Annotated in this window: 12 protein-coding genes and 1 pseudogene; 3 read left to right on the top strand and 10 right to left on the bottom strand. The window is 40.2% G+C overall.

The window, feature by feature from the left end; genetic code table 11:
* Positions 1-193 precede the first annotated feature (193 nt).
* Positions 194-964, bottom strand: a complete 771-nt coding sequence (locus BW986_RS00130; RefSeq protein ID WP_076364016.1) for an SDR family NAD(P)-dependent oxidoreductase — start codon at positions 962-964, stop codon at positions 194-196.
* Between the two features lie 260 nt (positions 965-1224).
* On the opposite strand from BW986_RS00130, the gene BW986_RS00125 reads away from it, so the two are divergent.
* A complete protein-coding gene (locus BW986_RS00125) occupies positions 1225-1821 on the top strand; it encodes a TetR/AcrR family transcriptional regulator (protein WP_076364014.1) in 597 nt (198 codons plus the stop codon).
* Positions 1822-1888: 67 nt separating this feature from the next.
* Here BW986_RS00125 and BW986_RS00120 read toward each other — a convergent pair whose 3' ends face one another.
* Positions 1889-2533 carry an alpha/beta hydrolase gene (locus BW986_RS00120; RefSeq protein WP_076364012.1) on the bottom strand — a complete coding sequence of 215 codons (645 nt, stop codon included), beginning with the start codon at positions 2531-2533 and terminating at the stop codon, positions 1889-1891.
* Positions 2534-2733: 200 nt separating this feature from the next.
* Between BW986_RS00120 and blaOXA the strand changes: the two genes are divergently transcribed.
* Complete coding sequence (gene blaOXA / locus BW986_RS00115; protein ID WP_076364010.1) at positions 2734-3525, top strand: class D beta-lactamase; 792 nt, start codon at positions 2734-2736, stop codon at positions 3523-3525.
* A 369-nt stretch (positions 3526-3894) separates the two neighbouring features.
* Here the strand turns inward: blaOXA and BW986_RS00110 are convergent, their stop codons facing one another.
* From BW986_RS00110 to BW986_RS31165, 8 genes and pseudogenes are all read right to left on the bottom strand, one after another.
* The gene (locus BW986_RS00110) at positions 3895-5652 is read right to left on the bottom strand and encodes a SulP family inorganic anion transporter (protein WP_076364008.1); all 1758 of its coding nucleotides are present in this window, start codon (positions 5650-5652) and stop codon (positions 3895-3897) included.
* Between the two features lies 1 nt (position 5653).
* On the bottom strand, positions 5654-6247 hold the full coding sequence (locus tag BW986_RS00105) for a beta-class carbonic anhydrase (protein ID WP_076364006.1): 594 nt from the start codon (positions 6245-6247) through the stop codon (positions 5654-5656).
* Positions 6248-6549: 302 nt separating this feature from the next.
* Entirely contained in the window at positions 6550-7287 is a 738-nt protein-coding gene (locus tag BW986_RS00100; protein ID WP_076364004.1) for a PepSY domain-containing protein, read from the bottom strand.
* Positions 7288-7366: 79 nt separating this feature from the next.
* Positions 7367-8710, bottom strand: coding sequence for a sensor histidine kinase (locus tag BW986_RS00095; protein ID WP_076364002.1), 1344 nt, complete (start codon positions 8708-8710; stop codon positions 7367-7369).
* A complete protein-coding gene (locus tag BW986_RS00090; protein WP_076364000.1) occupies positions 8707-9408 on the bottom strand; it encodes a response regulator transcription factor in 702 nt (233 codons plus the stop codon). The genes BW986_RS00095 and BW986_RS00090 overlap by 4 nt, the downstream gene beginning before the upstream one ends.
* 324 nt (positions 9409-9732) lie before the next feature.
* A complete protein-coding gene (ppsA, locus tag BW986_RS00085) occupies positions 9733-12348 on the bottom strand; it encodes a phosphoenolpyruvate synthase (protein WP_076363998.1) in 2616 nt (871 codons plus the stop codon).
* A 434-nt stretch (positions 12349-12782) separates the two neighbouring features.
* A complete protein-coding gene (locus BW986_RS00080) occupies positions 12783-13280 on the bottom strand; it encodes an SRPBCC family protein (RefSeq protein WP_076363996.1) in 498 nt (165 codons plus the stop codon).
* 13 nt (positions 13281-13293) lie between these two features.
* Positions 13294-13479 (bottom strand): annotated as a pseudogene (locus BW986_RS31165) (ArsR/SmtB family transcription factor); the annotation flags it as partial.
* 461 nt (positions 13480-13940) lie between these two features.
* On the opposite strand from BW986_RS31165, the gene BW986_RS00070 reads away from it, so the two are divergent.
* Positions 13941-14345, top strand: a complete 405-nt coding sequence (locus tag BW986_RS00070; RefSeq protein WP_076363994.1) for a VOC family protein — start codon at positions 13941-13943, stop codon at positions 14343-14345.
* Positions 14346-14698 lie beyond the last annotated feature (353 nt).

The following is a 14698-nucleotide window of genomic DNA, read 5'->3' as shown; positions in this document are numbered from 1 at the left end:
AAAAGGAACCCGGGCACTCGCTAGGCTACTTCCGGCGGTTTTTCCCGGTACAAATCATATGATTGGAGATCAAAAAGATAGTTGGATACTATCAATAAAAGCTGGGAGGCACAATTAACGAGGCAGCTGCTTGGCATTTGAATGACAAAACCCCCGAATTCGAGTGAATTCAGGGGTTTTGGATTTTTTATATTTAACGGCTCGTGTAACCTGCATCGACGTGCAAGGTTGTGCCCGTTACATAAGAGGACTGGTCTGAAGCTAACCATAAGCTAGCCTGTGCGACTTCCCTTCCTTGCCCAAACCTGTTCAACAGGCTAAGCTGCGGTGCGTATTCTTCTTCGGTGAAACCAAACTGTTCCAATGCTCCACGTAACATCGGAGTATCAATGGCACCAGGGGCCACAGAGTTAACACGGATGTTTTTGTCTCCATTTTCTAGTGCAGCGACTTTCGTCATTCCGACCACTCCGTGCTTTGCCGCGACATAGGCCACATTATCCGGCTGAGGACGGAAGCCGCTGACGGATGAAATATTGATGATCGATCCACCGTTACCTTGCTTGATCATCTGTTGCAGTTCATATTTCAAGCATAGTGCTGTTCCTTTAAGGTCTATTGCCATGAGCTTGTCCCAATAATCTTCATCAAACTCGGCTACTGGTTTGTCATCAGGAGTCAGGGCTGCATTATTGACAGCAACATCCAGCCTTCCATATTTCTCAACAGTTGCATCGACCAGTGCTTTTACCTGTTCCGTTTTGGAAATATCGACCTTTTGGAAGAATGCGATTCCGCCGTTAGCCTCAATTTCCGAAACTGCCTGCTTACCTTTTTCTTCGTTAAGGTCAGCTACCACCACTTTGGCACCTGCTTCTGCAAATAGTTTAGCCGTTTCGAGACCCATGCCCATTGCAGCTCCTGTTACGATTGCCACCTTATCTTGTAATACTGGATATGTCATTCCAATCACTCTTCCTTCCTGTATCTTAGAGTATCGTGTAATTTCATCCAAACCGGGGTTCAGGTGATTTATCCCACCTAACCTTCCCTTTATCTTGGATATTATCCAAATTGGTAACTATCTCGACATTGAGATATCATGAAACAATTAAAGTATAAAATGTTTATGAAAGGGCTTCAATATGCAATACTATAAGAAATGTATGATACCCGACAGATTCATCGTTTTTGTCCATTAAAAAATCAGGAAGGAGTATTTCCATGTCCATTCAGCATCCAGATAGACGAGTAAGAAGAACAAAAGAGAGCTTTAAAGCGGCTTTATTATCTTTGATGGAAGAAAAAAACTTCCATACTATCACCATTACGGAAATCGTGAATATGGCGAATTATAATCGAGGAACATTTTACTCCCATTACGAGCAAAAGGAAGATTTATTAGATGAAATAATCGGGGAGATGTTCGAAAAATTGAATGAAGCTTACCGTAAACCTTATCGCGGTTTATCAGTCGTCGAATTCAATAATTTACCTTCAAAATCGATTGTATTATTTCATCATTTCTTAGAAAACAAAAAATTTTATAAACTGATGTTACACCCAGAAACTGCCTATAACTTCCGTGAAAAAATGACAAACAAATTAGCTGAATTATTCAGGGAAGACTATCAATACTCGACTGAGGTAAATCCAAATATTGATATTGACCTTTTTAGCACGTATCGGATCCATGGAATCATTGGATTGATAATAGATTGGATTGACAATGATTTCGAACAATCACCTGCGTATATGGGCGACCAGCTTATTCAAATATTGAATTTTCACACACCGAAATTCTATCTAAAAGACCGCTGACCCCCACATAGCTTCATTGATTTTCTTGTTTTCTTTGCCTACCTCCTATCGTTTAATCGCGATTGTCCTATCCCTTTATAAACTCTTCCATACCATTCATTACACTTTCCAGCATGGTAATCGACCTTGAAGCATTCAAAGGTTCAATATCCAATGAATGATTTGCATGCGGGATTTTATCGATGCTTATGTTCGTTTTATTTTCAATTGCTTGAATTTTATCTGGAATATAATGATGGTCTTTATCTCCGATTACTATATGTGCTGAATGATTGCTGCTCAATAACCCAGCAAAAATCGAATCGAACTTCAAGAGCGGCGTAAGCAAAATCATTTTGGCTTTCATAAACCGCTCACTTTTCATAATTCCATTGATGATGGGGATGGTGCCAAGTGATTTACCTAAAAACACTGTTCTTTGATATTCATGATTTTGAAGTACTTCCGTAATGACGGGATTCACATCATTAACGATCACTTTTGTGATATCTACCAATGGATGCTTGAATATATCCTGGTCGTAAGCGTAATGAATATGCACGACATCATACTGATTTTGAAGCATGATCATCGTCGAATAATAGAATAACGGCTTCTCATACGTGTACCCCGCACCTGAAAACATAAAACAAACGGCAGGACTTCCGTTTTCAATATGTGTGTATGTAATTTCTTTTTCATTACTATTTATTTTTCTTTGGTTAACCTCCATGATAGATTCCTCCCATTCTTTCGTTTGCTTTATATATTCATTAGCTACCCTCTGCTTCCCTCCTTGATCGATACTATCTAAACAGAATCCAAGAATTAGGTTTCGTTTTTTATCGGGAATAGGTATACTTTAGCCATCAACCTATTTTTTGGAAATTACTTCTGATGATGTATCAATCCATCCTTAAAGGAGAGTGTGTAATGAAAATCAAAGCGTTATGTTTCATTCTTGTCCTGCTAGTCACTGGTTCCATGGGTACGATTCACGCAAGTGCAAACGATCAAAAGGTGAAAGAACTGGATATCGGGGAGTCTTTCGATGGTGTGGAAGGCACGATGGTTCTCCAAAACTTAAAAAATGATAAAGTATATATCTATAACAAACAGAGAAGTAAAGCGCGCTACACTCCGGAATCGACATTCAAAGTCGCGAATGCATTAATCGGCTTACAGACAAAAGCGGTGAGCGATGAATATGAAGTGAAACGCTGGGATGGCGTAATTAGGGAATTTGAAGATTGGAACAGAGATCATACGCTTGCTTCAGCCATGAGGCATTCTGTGATCTGGTATTATCAAGCAATGGCCCGCGATATCGGGGCGGGAAACATGCAGCGATATGTGAACCTGATTGATTACGGCAATCGTGATATCTCCGGCGGGATCGATCAGTTCTGGCTCGACAGCAGCATAAAGATTTCTGCCCTGGAACAAGTCCAATTCATCGAAAACCTTGTAGAGGAAAAACTGCCTATCGATAAGCAGCATATGAGAACCGTAAAGAGAATCATGATCAATGAAGAAGCAGACTCATATGTCCTCCATGGAAAAACCGGTACACGCCTTTCTGATATGGGATTAGGCTGGTATGTGGGGTACATCGAAACGGACAAAGGCAAATGGGCCTTCGCAACGAACATGGACGGCAGCGGAAGCAAAGCCAAAACGATTACGCTTGAAGCCCTGAAAGAGTTGGATATCATAGAAGAATAAAAGTTTACGCATGCTCAAAATTCTTGGGCATGCGTTTTGCCTTTTCTTAAAGCTCTCTTTTCGTAAAGATTGTTGTTTTTAAAAACTAAACGATTTAAGGTTGATTGGAGCGCAAGTGCGAGACTCCTGCGGGAGCAGCGGGACAGGTGAGACCCCACAGGCTTTTACGCCGAGGAGGCTCACCGCCCGCCCCGCGGAAAGCGAGCATCTGGAGGGGAAATCAACCACACCGCTTTACTTGGTAAATAGCAACAAATTATGCGAAAACAGCCTTTTCTTAAAGATATCTGATAAACCGTGGGGTAGATTATTATAATCAAAGAAAATGAGCATCTGCCAAAAGCAGATGCCTCATCTTCCTAACAGGAGTCATGTTAAACCTATCTCCCGTTTTCTTTTTTGTTTTAATAATGCAGGCTTTTGGACTTGCTGGGAGAGTGCGGTACATTCAGCAAAAGAAAACTGTTTACATCCTTTACAACGGTTCTCATCCAGTTTGGATAAAGCTTTATTAATGGCATCACCCGTACTGGAAAAGAATTGTTCCTCACCTACCAGTTTAATGAATCCGGTTTTTTCCAGTATTTCTTTAGGTTCCTGTTGAATCCCGGAAATCAACACTTGTAGATTATGAGACTTGAATTGCTTCACGATTTCGGTGAGAAGCGCTTCTCCCGATGTATCGATAAATGGCACATTGCTCATTCTTAATAGAAGGACTTTAGGTTTTGAACGCATTATTTCGTCGATTTCTTCTTGCAGCCTTTCGATCGAACCAAAGAATAAGGGTCCTTCTATCGTATATATGTTAATCTGCGGGCAGCTTGAACCTTGTTGCACCATTTCTGGTTTAACTAGTTTATCAGCTGGATCTGGTAATACCTTCGATAATTTCAATGTACCGCTCATCAGTTTAACGAAAGATAGGATGGCTAATAGCAATCCGATCCCGACACCTGTTGTCAGGTCAATCAATACGGTTAACACGAAGGTGACGATCAATACGATCGAGTCCATCGTTTTTGCTTTTAAGATATGCGAAAATTCCTTTCGTTCGCTCATGTTCCATGCGACAAACATAAGAATGGGGGCCATGCTGGCCAATGGAATCGCCGATGCATAAGGAGCCAAACTGACCAACACAAGCAATACCACCAGCCCATGAATCACACCTGATATAGGGGAAACTGCACCGTTTTTAATATTCGTTGCGGTACGTGCGATGGCACCTGTAGCTGGAATGCCTCCAAATAAAGGCGTGATCATATTGGTCAATCCTTGCCCCATCAGCTCTTTATTGCTGTTATGTTTACTGTTGGTCATGCCGTCTGCCACTACAGCTGATAATAGTGATTCAATTCCTCCAAGCATGGCAATGACCAAGGCAGCCGGAAGGAGTTCAATCACTAGTCCGCCAGTGATTTGGGGAAACTGAAAATGGGGCAATGCATTAGGAATGGCGCCATAGGCCGATCCAATTGTCGCTACCTGACCTGGAAAGAATAAGCTGGCTACTAGAGTCGATACGATCAATCCCAGCAATGCTCCAGGAATTTTCGGTATATATTTTGGAGTCAGAATGACGAGAGTTAAACTTATGATAGCTACCAGTACACTATAGACATTCACTGTATTGAAGTTCAATAAGATTTCTTTCATATTTAAAAGGAATGCTTCTTCTTTTTTTAAGTTACTGAGTCCAAAGAAATTGGCAATCTGCCCAGAGAAGATAATCACGGCAATTCCAGCAGTAAAGCCGATGGTAACTGGACGGGGAATAAACTTGATGAATCTTCCCAGTTTGAAGACGCCCATAAGAAAAATCATGATGCCTGCCATGAAACCGGCGATTAACAGTTTTTCATATCCGTACTGCATGACCACCCCGAACAAGACCGGGACAAAGGCTCCAGTCGGGCCTGCAATTTGATATTTGGATCCTCCAAAAAGGGAGACCATGATTCCTGCAATAATGGATGTGTACAGTCCGTATTCCGGTCTTACTCCAGAAGCAATGGCAAAAGCCATCGCTAAGGGAATCGCTACAATCCCAACTACCACCCCGGCAACCAGGTCTTTCTGAAAACTGCCTAGATTATATCCTTCAAGCCTGCTAGATCCCATCATTCTATCGCTCCTTCTTTTGAATATGTATTTCGCCCTTGCTATATCCATCTATGATTCGATCCAATTTACCCGTTTCGGGATGGATGACCATACCGTGAACGGCAATGGATTCCGGTAATAATGGATGGTTTTCGATCAAACGGACACTATTCGTTACGCTCTCCTCTACGCATTGAAATCCTGACAGCCACTTTGATAATTCAATACCAGAGTTTGTAAGGACATCAATTTGCTCCTGACTGACTTTCTTCTGTTTTGCGGCATCAAGAAGTGAAGAGTATTGAAGCCCCACCATACCGCATCCATGATGTCCGATCACACACACTTCCTCCACTTTTAGCTCATAAATAGCGACAAGGATACTGCGCATGATGCTGCCAAAAGGATGGGAAACTATAGCTCCAGCGTTTTTAATGATTTTCGCATCTCCATTCTTTAAACCCAGCGCCTTTGGAAGCAATTCCAACAGACGGGTATCCATGCACGTTATGATGACGATCTTTTTATCTGGATACTTTGTCGTTTGAAACTCTTTATATTTGTTTTGATCGACAAACATCTTGTTGTAATCCAGAATACTGGAAATAATTGACATTACTTATTCTCCTTTCTCGTGTTGAATATGATGGAAATATTCTATGTACAATAATCCAGATGCCTTTCATCCACCCAACTTATTTGGCCCTGATTTATCATTTGGTGCTTTATTCCATGTTAGAGAAATTAAATTAGAGTTAAATGATAGAAGGATTAGAAATTGGTGAGAATTATTACATTTTCTTCTCTTTCCTTTTGCATTTTCCTTACTCAACGAAGCCAAAAAGGGTGATGCCTATTAATAGGCATCACCCTTTTTTATGATTTGCTCCATTGCGTCTTGATTAAAAAACCCTTTAATTAGTTTTCAGGGCCATCATTATCATTCTCTTCATCATCTTCCCATGTTATTGTTTTTACTTCTTTTGTGTAGCCGTCAACTTGGACGACCGCGTCTCGATCATCCTCTAATTCAACTTCGATCAAATAATAAGGTGTCTGATCTGGGGGCTGATAAAATTCTGTATCGTCACCTGTTCCTTTTACATGTTTTTCCGCAATCTCAATTGCTTCCTTTTCTGTAATGATACTTTCTGCCACCATTGTCGAGTCAATAATAGCTCCAGTATATGGGTCGAGTATCAATGTGATTTTTTCGTTATTCTTATTTACCACAGCTTTATAAAAGGAATTGTCTTTCTCCTGCACAAAATCAATTTGTTCCAGATCACCCTGTGAGGAAATACGTGCCTTTATTTCTTTTTGGGTCAGTTGCTTTTGGGGTATGTTTTCCGTCGTTTCTTCAGCTGCATGAACTATGTTTTCTTTTTTTAGAGAACGAACTTCACCGCTTTTCGCATCCATCCTAATTTGATATACCCCAGTCTCAAGCTGCATTTCAATCCGATATTCTCCACCTTCACTTTTCGTTGTCTTTATAATGGTTCCAGGATATTTATCCTTTGCTGTCTGGTTCACTTCTGCTTCCGTCAAGCTTTCCGCGGATAATGATGGAGCCCACCATTGAAATCCGACGAATAATAGCAGGCCAAAAACGAGGGTTGATCCAGCTGTTATCAGCATTTTTCCACTCTTCATCGTATCCCCCATCCAACGTCATTCTGACTTTATTAATCTTGATAAAATGAGACCGATAAGAATTCACTATTTAAGAGACTCAATTAAATAAAAGGGTGACGATCGTTCCCCTGCCTTCGAGACTATCCATTTCAATCCGCACATCAATTGCATCAGCAATTTCCTTTGCCATGGTAAGCCCCAATCCTGATCCGCCTTGCTTTCGGCTTCTCGCTTTATCTACACGATAAAAGCGATCGAACACTTTTGGCAATTCAGCCTTTGGAATTCCATCCCCTCTGTCTTCGATGCGGATATATGCTTCATCACTTGTTTGTCCTATGTAGACTGAGATATGCTCGTCACTATATTTTCTTGCATTGTCTAAAAAAATGAACAAAAGCTGTTTTAACTTTTGAATGTCCGTTACTGCTTCAATTGCATCGCCACTATATATCTCCACTGTTCGATTGTACGCATTTTTATACACTTTCGCTAACTCTGCAATGATGTCGTTCAGAATGATGGTTTCCTTCTCTATATTCCATTTTTCCTGATGCTTTGCAAGCAGGAGCATTTCCTCTGTCATTTCCCTCATTCTTATGGCTTCAGAATGTATGGCCTCTATAGATTCATCAAACAAATCAGGGCGCTCCAACCCTTTTCTCTTCAAAAGACTTGCATAGCTTTCGATGACAGTTAGCGGTGTTTTTAATTCATGTGAAGCATTCGATACGAATTGCTCCTGTTTTTCAAAGTTGGCTTGCAGCAAATCGATCATGTGATTAAAGGTATTTCCCATTTCCACAAGTTCATCTTTTGATTTTTCCTCTAGGCTAAGTCGCTTAAATTGGCCGCTTGTTTGAATCTCCTTCATCGTATCAATCATCGATCGAATCGGACGGGCGATGAAGTTACTAAGAATGGTGCTTGATATTAGAACAGGTATCATGGCAATGACCGTTACAGCGGTTAATACGATGCGCAGAACAGCGAGCATTTCTTCCGTTGCTGTCATGCTTTTGGTGATTTGCAGATTAACTACACTTCCATCTCCCCAAACGATCGGGTTTGAAACGAATACATACTTTTTATGATGATAAGTGATGATCGCACTCTTCTCACCCGGATAAAAGCCACTATCCCGATTGCTCAATTGTTTTTCAGAATCGGATGTAACGAGTGTTCCTTTTCGTTGATCTTCGTTTACAATACCGATCATGCCATCTATAGGCAGATAGGCCCGAAGTAAATCATTTGGTGAAATATCATTAACATTTTTACTAACATCGAAGGCAATTTTCTTTGTCTCCGCTTTCGCACGGTTAAGTTCATTCACCATCATCAGATTACTGAATATAAAATAAATGGAAACATTCATTAAAAGGAGCAGGAAAATGAATAACACCGCTGTATATAAATTTATTTTCTTCCGTAGCCTCATTTTGCATCCTTCATGACGTAGCCAACGCCTCTTACAGTATGAATAAGCGGGGTATCAAAGCCATATTCGAGCTTTTTGCGAACATATCGGATATACACATCCACAACGTTTGTTTCTCCATAGAAATCATACCCCCAAACCGCTTCCAGAATTTGATCCCGGTTTAGCACTTGACGCTTATTCTTCAGTAAATAAAGAAGTAAATCATACTCTTTTGGTGTTAGGTCAATTTCACTTTCACCTCTAATGACTTCGCGTGTTTTGACATTCACCTTTAAATCAGCGGTATTGAGCCATCCATCGTCTTCATCTTCCATTGAAGGTACAGCAGTCCGCATTCTTAAAACTGCTCGAATTCGGGCAAGCAATTCCTCAATTTGGAAAGGTTTAGTGATGTAGTCATTCGCGCCGAGATCAAGACCGGAAACTTTATCTTCAACAGAGCCTTTTGCAGTTAACAGGATGACTGGGGTGGAACTGTTTTTCATACGAATTTTCCGAAGCAGCTCGATCCCGCTTATACCTGGAAGCATCACATCCAATAAGATCAAATCCCATTTTCCTGATCGATACGCTTCAAGGGCTTGATTCCCGTCCATTGCCTTTCCAATTTGGTAGCCTTCAATTTCAAGCTCCAATTCAAGCAGTCTCAAGATTTTTTCTTCGTCTTCCACGATTAGTATTGATTCTTCACTCATTTGTAAGGCCTCCTTTGCGGGGGTGTTTGTGTGGGACTGTCCCTATTTATGTATTCTGTCAAACAAAGATACTACAGTTGGAATACTAAGGAAATAGGGTATTATAACGAGTTAATAGGGCCCAATGCCAGAAGCTATCGTAAGTAAATGGAAACAATTTTTTTCAGAATGGTTCCCATCCACATGCTGAAATAGCATCACTTGAATAGAAAACTGCGAATTTACGACATTATTAAAATCCAAATATAAAAAAGCCCCAATTCCCGGTGTTGCAGGCGGGAATTGGGGCTTTGGTTACTACCTTTATGATTTAAATGTAATGAATTATATTATTTCGATATACCCTTCTGTTCCATGCACGCGAATTCGTTGCCCGTCTCTTATGATCTTGGTGGCATTTTCAACCCCGACAACCGCCGGTAAGCCATATTCACGCGCGATAACCGCCCCATGGGTCATCAGTCCACCAACCTCGGTAACTAGACCTTTTATGGAAACAAACAATGGTGTCCAGCTAGGGTCGGTAAATGGGGTGACCAATATATCTCCCTCTTCTAAATTCGCATCATCCATGTTTAAGATGACACGTGCCCTTCCCTCAATAACTCCGGAAGAAACAGGTAGACCTGCAATAGCTTCGGCTGGAAGATTTTCTCGTTTGTACTCCCCTGCAATGATTTCACCATCAGAGGTGATAACACGTGGCGGAGTCAGTTTTTCATATAAATTGTACTCTTCTTTACGTTTGCTGATGATCTGGTAATCCAATTTATTTGTGCGTACGACTTCGTGAAGTTCTTCAAAAGTGAGGTAGTATATATCTTCTTTTTCACGAATGACTTTGGCTTGTAAGAGTTGTTCGGCTTCTTTCAGTAAAGCCTGCTTATAAACGAAGTAGCGATTAACCATGCCGTATTTGGGATATTCCCGATAACCGATGAAATTCCGGATTAGGCTGATCATCCGTTTTGTTTCTTTGGCTTTTTGTTCACCATCCGGTAATTGCTTCAATCGAGCCAATAACTCTTGTTCTTTTTTCAAAGCTTCCTGTCGCCCTTGCTCAAATTTCCGATTGCTGGCATCAGGCTCAAAGTTTTTGATATTACTGAGAATCATAGGGATGAGTGTAGTTGGTTTTTCGCTCCAACGAGTTTTAGTAATATCGATTTCTCCGGTACATCGCATTCCGTATTTGCGGAGATAATCATCGATAGCGTCTTGGGTTTCCTGTCCACCATCAAACTTAACCAGTTCATTCAAAAAGTTATCATCTTTTACATGCTGTAAATAATCAATTACTTCTGGATTAGGACGAATCACATCTGCGATATCCAATAGCGCCAGACCCATTTCCGAAGTAATATTGTTTGGTACAGATTGAGAAAGCGTATCTGCTGCGTTTTTTTCACCTAACCACTTGTTCATTTTTTCATTGATCCATGATGAAGCATCCATAGCAGCCATAAACACAGCTGAACTTTGTGGGTCAAATAAAATCTTCTTTAATAGCTGGATATCTTCCAGAATAAAATCAAATAAATCCGATCCTGATTTCGTTTGGATGTTTTGTTTTAACTCTTCTATCGATGTTTGACTGCTCTTAATCAAATCAGAAACGATTGTCGGGTCGTTTTCGAATTGTGCCCTTGAATCCGCAGACGACACACTTTTATTGCTTTTACGGGAACTCTGTCCTTCCTTATCATTTGGTAAAGGTTTTATGAAATCTCCCCGCTCTATTATGGTAATGAGTGCGCCTTTCATGAGCGGATCGTGTTGTCCCATGGCATCTAATAACATTTTTCTGCTGTCAGGTGAAGCCAGCATATGTGTGACATCAACAAACAACCTTCCACCAGCTTTACGCATGGGTGCATTAGTCGTTAACAGGAAAAAAGACAATCCCAGTGGTTTCATGGAATCGGTCATCATTTGTTGGTGACCGACAGATACATACACGTGATTCTCCTGATCATTCGCTTCGGGTATCGGGTATAAAGTAGTGATTGGCCGACTCTGGACAATATAAAATGTATCATCAACCAAACACCATTCGATATCTTGCGGGTAGCCAAAGTAAGCTTCGATCTGCCTTCCTGTGCGTGCCAGTTGTAATATTTGTGGTTCAGTAAGTGTTTGATTCTTTTGCCGACCGGGATCGATCTGCTGGATCTCCGTTCCGCCTTCTTTTAGTCCATGGATAGCCAATTTTTTGGTTGCTATCATCTTATCGACGATTTTCTCTTCTTGCACTTTATAGTTATCGGCAGATACCAAGCCAGAGACCAGTGCTTCTCCAAGTCCAAAACTGGCATCGATTGATAGCAGCTTTCGATTAGAAGTAATCGGATCAGCGGTAAATAAAATCCCTGAAGCCTGTGGGAAAACCATTTTTTGAACGATAACGGATAAATAAACTTGACTGTGGTCAAAACCATTTTGCATTCGGTAGATTACCGCGCGATCCGTAAACAGGGAAGCCCAACATTTGCTGATATGCTGCATGATTGCTTCTTTGCCAATGATATTTAAATAGGTGTCTTGTTGACCAGCAAAAGAGGCATGTGGCAAATCCTCAGCTGTCGCACTAGAACGCACTGCATAAGCATGTTCATCACCAAACCGGGAGAGATAGTGGGCAACAGCCTTTACTACATCGGAAGGAATTTCCACTTCCATAATGATTTCCCGAATCTTCCTGCTGATTTCACCAATTTGATCTCGATCCTCCACTTTCAGCAGTGTTAGTTGATCCACCAATGCGTAGAAAGCTTCGTTTTGTTCGAGGGCTTTTTGATAGCCTTCTGTCGTAACACAAAATCCTTCGGGCACTTGTATTCCCTGAATCTTCGATAGTTCCCCTAAATTCGCCCCTTTTCCTCCGGCGAGCAAAAGTTGCGTTTTATCGATTTCCCGAAACTCCAGTACATATGGTTTCATTTCTTTCCCTCCCATTTATTGCTTCATACCAAGACGAATCTTATGACAAAAAATATTAATCTGATCAACCAATTGCGCGGTCCGCTCGTTCTTGCTCCTGGTGAAGTTCCATGTTCATCAAACACTCCTTAAAAAAATAAAAATAGGGGTTGACTGAAAAGGACTTTATGAAGTATAATTAAAATAGGGATAATTTATATAAAAATCCTTCAACAGTGTGTAACTATATAAATTTACCACAGTTTTTCTTTTTTATCAATGATTAAAGGAAGAGAAATTTCACAAGACTACAAAAATGATAATGAATTCCTATATTAATGAGCCCGATTTCTATTTTAAGAAATCAGGCTTTTTTCGTTACCCTTCAATAAGAACACTGAGAACTCTGCTGTTAACAGTGTTCTCAGTGTTCTTTTATTCTTCATCGACCTATATCAGTTTTCTGAAATATTCGCGAGGTAACCAGCGAGTTGAACGAAGGTTCCAGAAAAGCCCGCCTGTACCATTTCCTGCGATTCCTCGTAAGTTTTCATTTCCTCCTCAGTTGGAGATACAGGTGTCCCAATCATTGTAAGTACTGTTTTACCTTCATGCTCGGTGAATGTAAAAGTATTGAGAATTTCCAATGGCCAGTTGTCGTTAAAAGGAGCACGTACGATGTTACCCTTTTCATCAGAAAAGAATGAGGTGTAAACAAGTTTCTCTGGAGCTTTTACTTCTTGATAAGCAAATTTGACCCACATTACATTACCGTCAGGAGATGTCTGGCTATAATGTAAGACACCATCCTCGCGAACCTCAAACTCGGAAATATCAAAAGCCCATCCTTTTGGGCCCCACCAGTTCTGCAGATGTTCTGATTCGGTAAATGCCTTAAATACAAGCTCACGAGTAGCGTTGAAACTAAGGATAATTTCAGTTTTTGTAAACATTTTATTCCTCCAATTATTGTGTTTTATTTTGTAGCTCCTTTAAGATAAAGTTTTCACGATACCGTTCCAACCAAATGTTTAATGCCTTAAAGGGTTCTGAACGAAGCTTATAAATTCGACGATTTGCTTCCGCATAAAATTCCACCACTCATGATATATAAAGCACACTTAGATGTTTAGATGCCAATGGAAGTCGAATCCGCCCTTAATCGAATTGGCTCTGCAAGAGCACTTAATAATGTAGTATTCATCTTTATACTACGATTTATTAGCATTATATTCCTTCACGTGGAGAATAAAATAATGATATTTTTGTACATAATGATACAGGTTTAAGTTTTTAATAAAGGCGCTCTTTTCGTAAAGATTGTTGTTTTTAAAACGAAACGATTTCAGGTTGATTGGAGCGCAAGTGCGAGACTCCTGCGGGAGCAGCGGGACAGGTGAGACCCCAGGAGTCTCACCGCCCGCCCCGTGGAAAGCGATCATCTGGAGGGGAAATCAACCACACCGCTTTACTTGGTAAATAGCAACAAAGAATGCGAAAACAGCCTTAATAAAAAAGAATGATTTAGAAGTTTTTATTTGAAAATAGAACCTACGTTCGTATATACTGGTATGAAGACAAGGAATCCAATCTTAATTCAAAGGAGAATGAAAATGATTAAACCTTATTTAATGTTTAATAGAGAATGCGAAGAGGCTTTCAAACTTTATATGGAGGCATTTGGCGGGGAACTTATTGCGATGCAGAAATATAGTGAGCTCCCATCAAGTCCAGACTTTCCTGTTGAAGAGAGTGATAAAGAACTTGTTCTATACTCACAATTAAGAATCACAGAAGATGGATATATTATGGGTTCTGATTCAAAACGCGAATTGAATGATAGTGACAAAGTGGTTGTAAGCGTGGAGCTTAACTCGGAGGAAAAAGCCAGAAAGGCATGGAGCTTATTAAAAGAGGATGGATCTATACATATGGATCTTCATGAAACATTCTTTGCGAAACTTCACGGTTCTTTGAAGGATAAATTTGGTATTTCATGGATGTTTACTGTCAATTAAATTGAATCCAAGCCAAAAGACAACCCGTTATATGACTGGTTGTTTTTTTATTATTCTAATCATAATCCTTTAAAACATAAATCCCTCATTTCATTAAAAAGTTCCTCAACAATCCGGCTTTAGCTCCATAAAAAAAAGAGCTGCCAATGCAACTCCCTTATTGATGTAGTATTATTCACATGATACAGACCAGTTAATAGCCAAGAAGCCCTTTTCAACGTTAGGTGTTTTACAGTTTTCAATACATGCACTTTTGGTGCTTTCGAGTGAATTAAAGTTTGAGATGATAACAATTGCAGAAAATGACAAAACTATAAAACATAGTATCAAAGACTTTTTCCTCTTTATATTCA

Origin of the sequence: Peribacillus simplex, from assembly GCF_900156045.1 — a bacterium.
In the GTDB taxonomy this organism is placed as follows: Bacteria; Bacillota; Bacilli; order Bacillales; family DSM-1321; genus Peribacillus; species Peribacillus simplex_D.
The sequence above is the reverse complement of the archived record's forward strand: the minus strand, read 5'-3'. Positions and strand labels throughout refer to the sequence as shown.

Excerpts from the sequence above, each read along its gene's own strand:
- BW986_RS00080 (WP_076363996.1), bottom strand. The coding sequence starts at position 13,280 with ATGTTTACAAAAACTGAAATTATCCTTAGTTTCAACGCTACTCGTGAG.
- BW986_RS00120 (WP_076364012.1), bottom strand. The coding sequence starts at position 2,533 with ATGGAGGTTAACCAAAGAAAAATAAATAGTAATGAAAAAGAAATTACA.
- BW986_RS00100 (WP_076364004.1), bottom strand. The coding sequence starts at position 7,287 with ATGAAGAGTGGAAAAATGCTGATAACAGCTGGATCAACCCTCGTTTTT.
- BW986_RS00125 (WP_076364014.1), top strand. The coding sequence starts at position 1,225 with ATGTCCATTCAGCATCCAGATAGACGAGTAAGAAGAACAAAAGAGAGC.
- BW986_RS00095 (WP_076364002.1), bottom strand. The coding sequence starts at position 8,710 with ATGAGGCTACGGAAGAAAATAAATTTATATACAGCGGTGTTATTCATT.
- BW986_RS00090 (WP_076364000.1), bottom strand. The coding sequence starts at position 9,408 with ATGAGTGAAGAATCAATACTAATCGTGGAAGACGAAGAAAAAATCTTG.
- BW986_RS00110 (WP_076364008.1), bottom strand. The coding sequence starts at position 5,652 with ATGATGGGATCTAGCAGGCTTGAAGGATATAATCTAGGCAGTTTTCAG.
- BW986_RS00130 (WP_076364016.1), bottom strand. The coding sequence starts at position 964 with ATGACATATCCAGTATTACAAGATAAGGTGGCAATCGTAACAGGAGCT.
- blaOXA (WP_076364010.1), top strand. The coding sequence starts at position 2,734 with ATGAAAATCAAAGCGTTATGTTTCATTCTTGTCCTGCTAGTCACTGGT.
- BW986_RS00105 (WP_076364006.1), bottom strand. The coding sequence starts at position 6,247 with ATGTCAATTATTTCCAGTATTCTGGATTACAACAAGATGTTTGTCGAT.
- ppsA (WP_076363998.1), bottom strand. The coding sequence starts at position 12,348 with ATGAAACCATATGTACTGGAGTTTCGGGAAATCGATAAAACGCAACTT.
- BW986_RS00070 (WP_076363994.1), top strand. The coding sequence starts at position 13,941 with ATGATTAAACCTTATTTAATGTTTAATAGAGAATGCGAAGAGGCTTTC.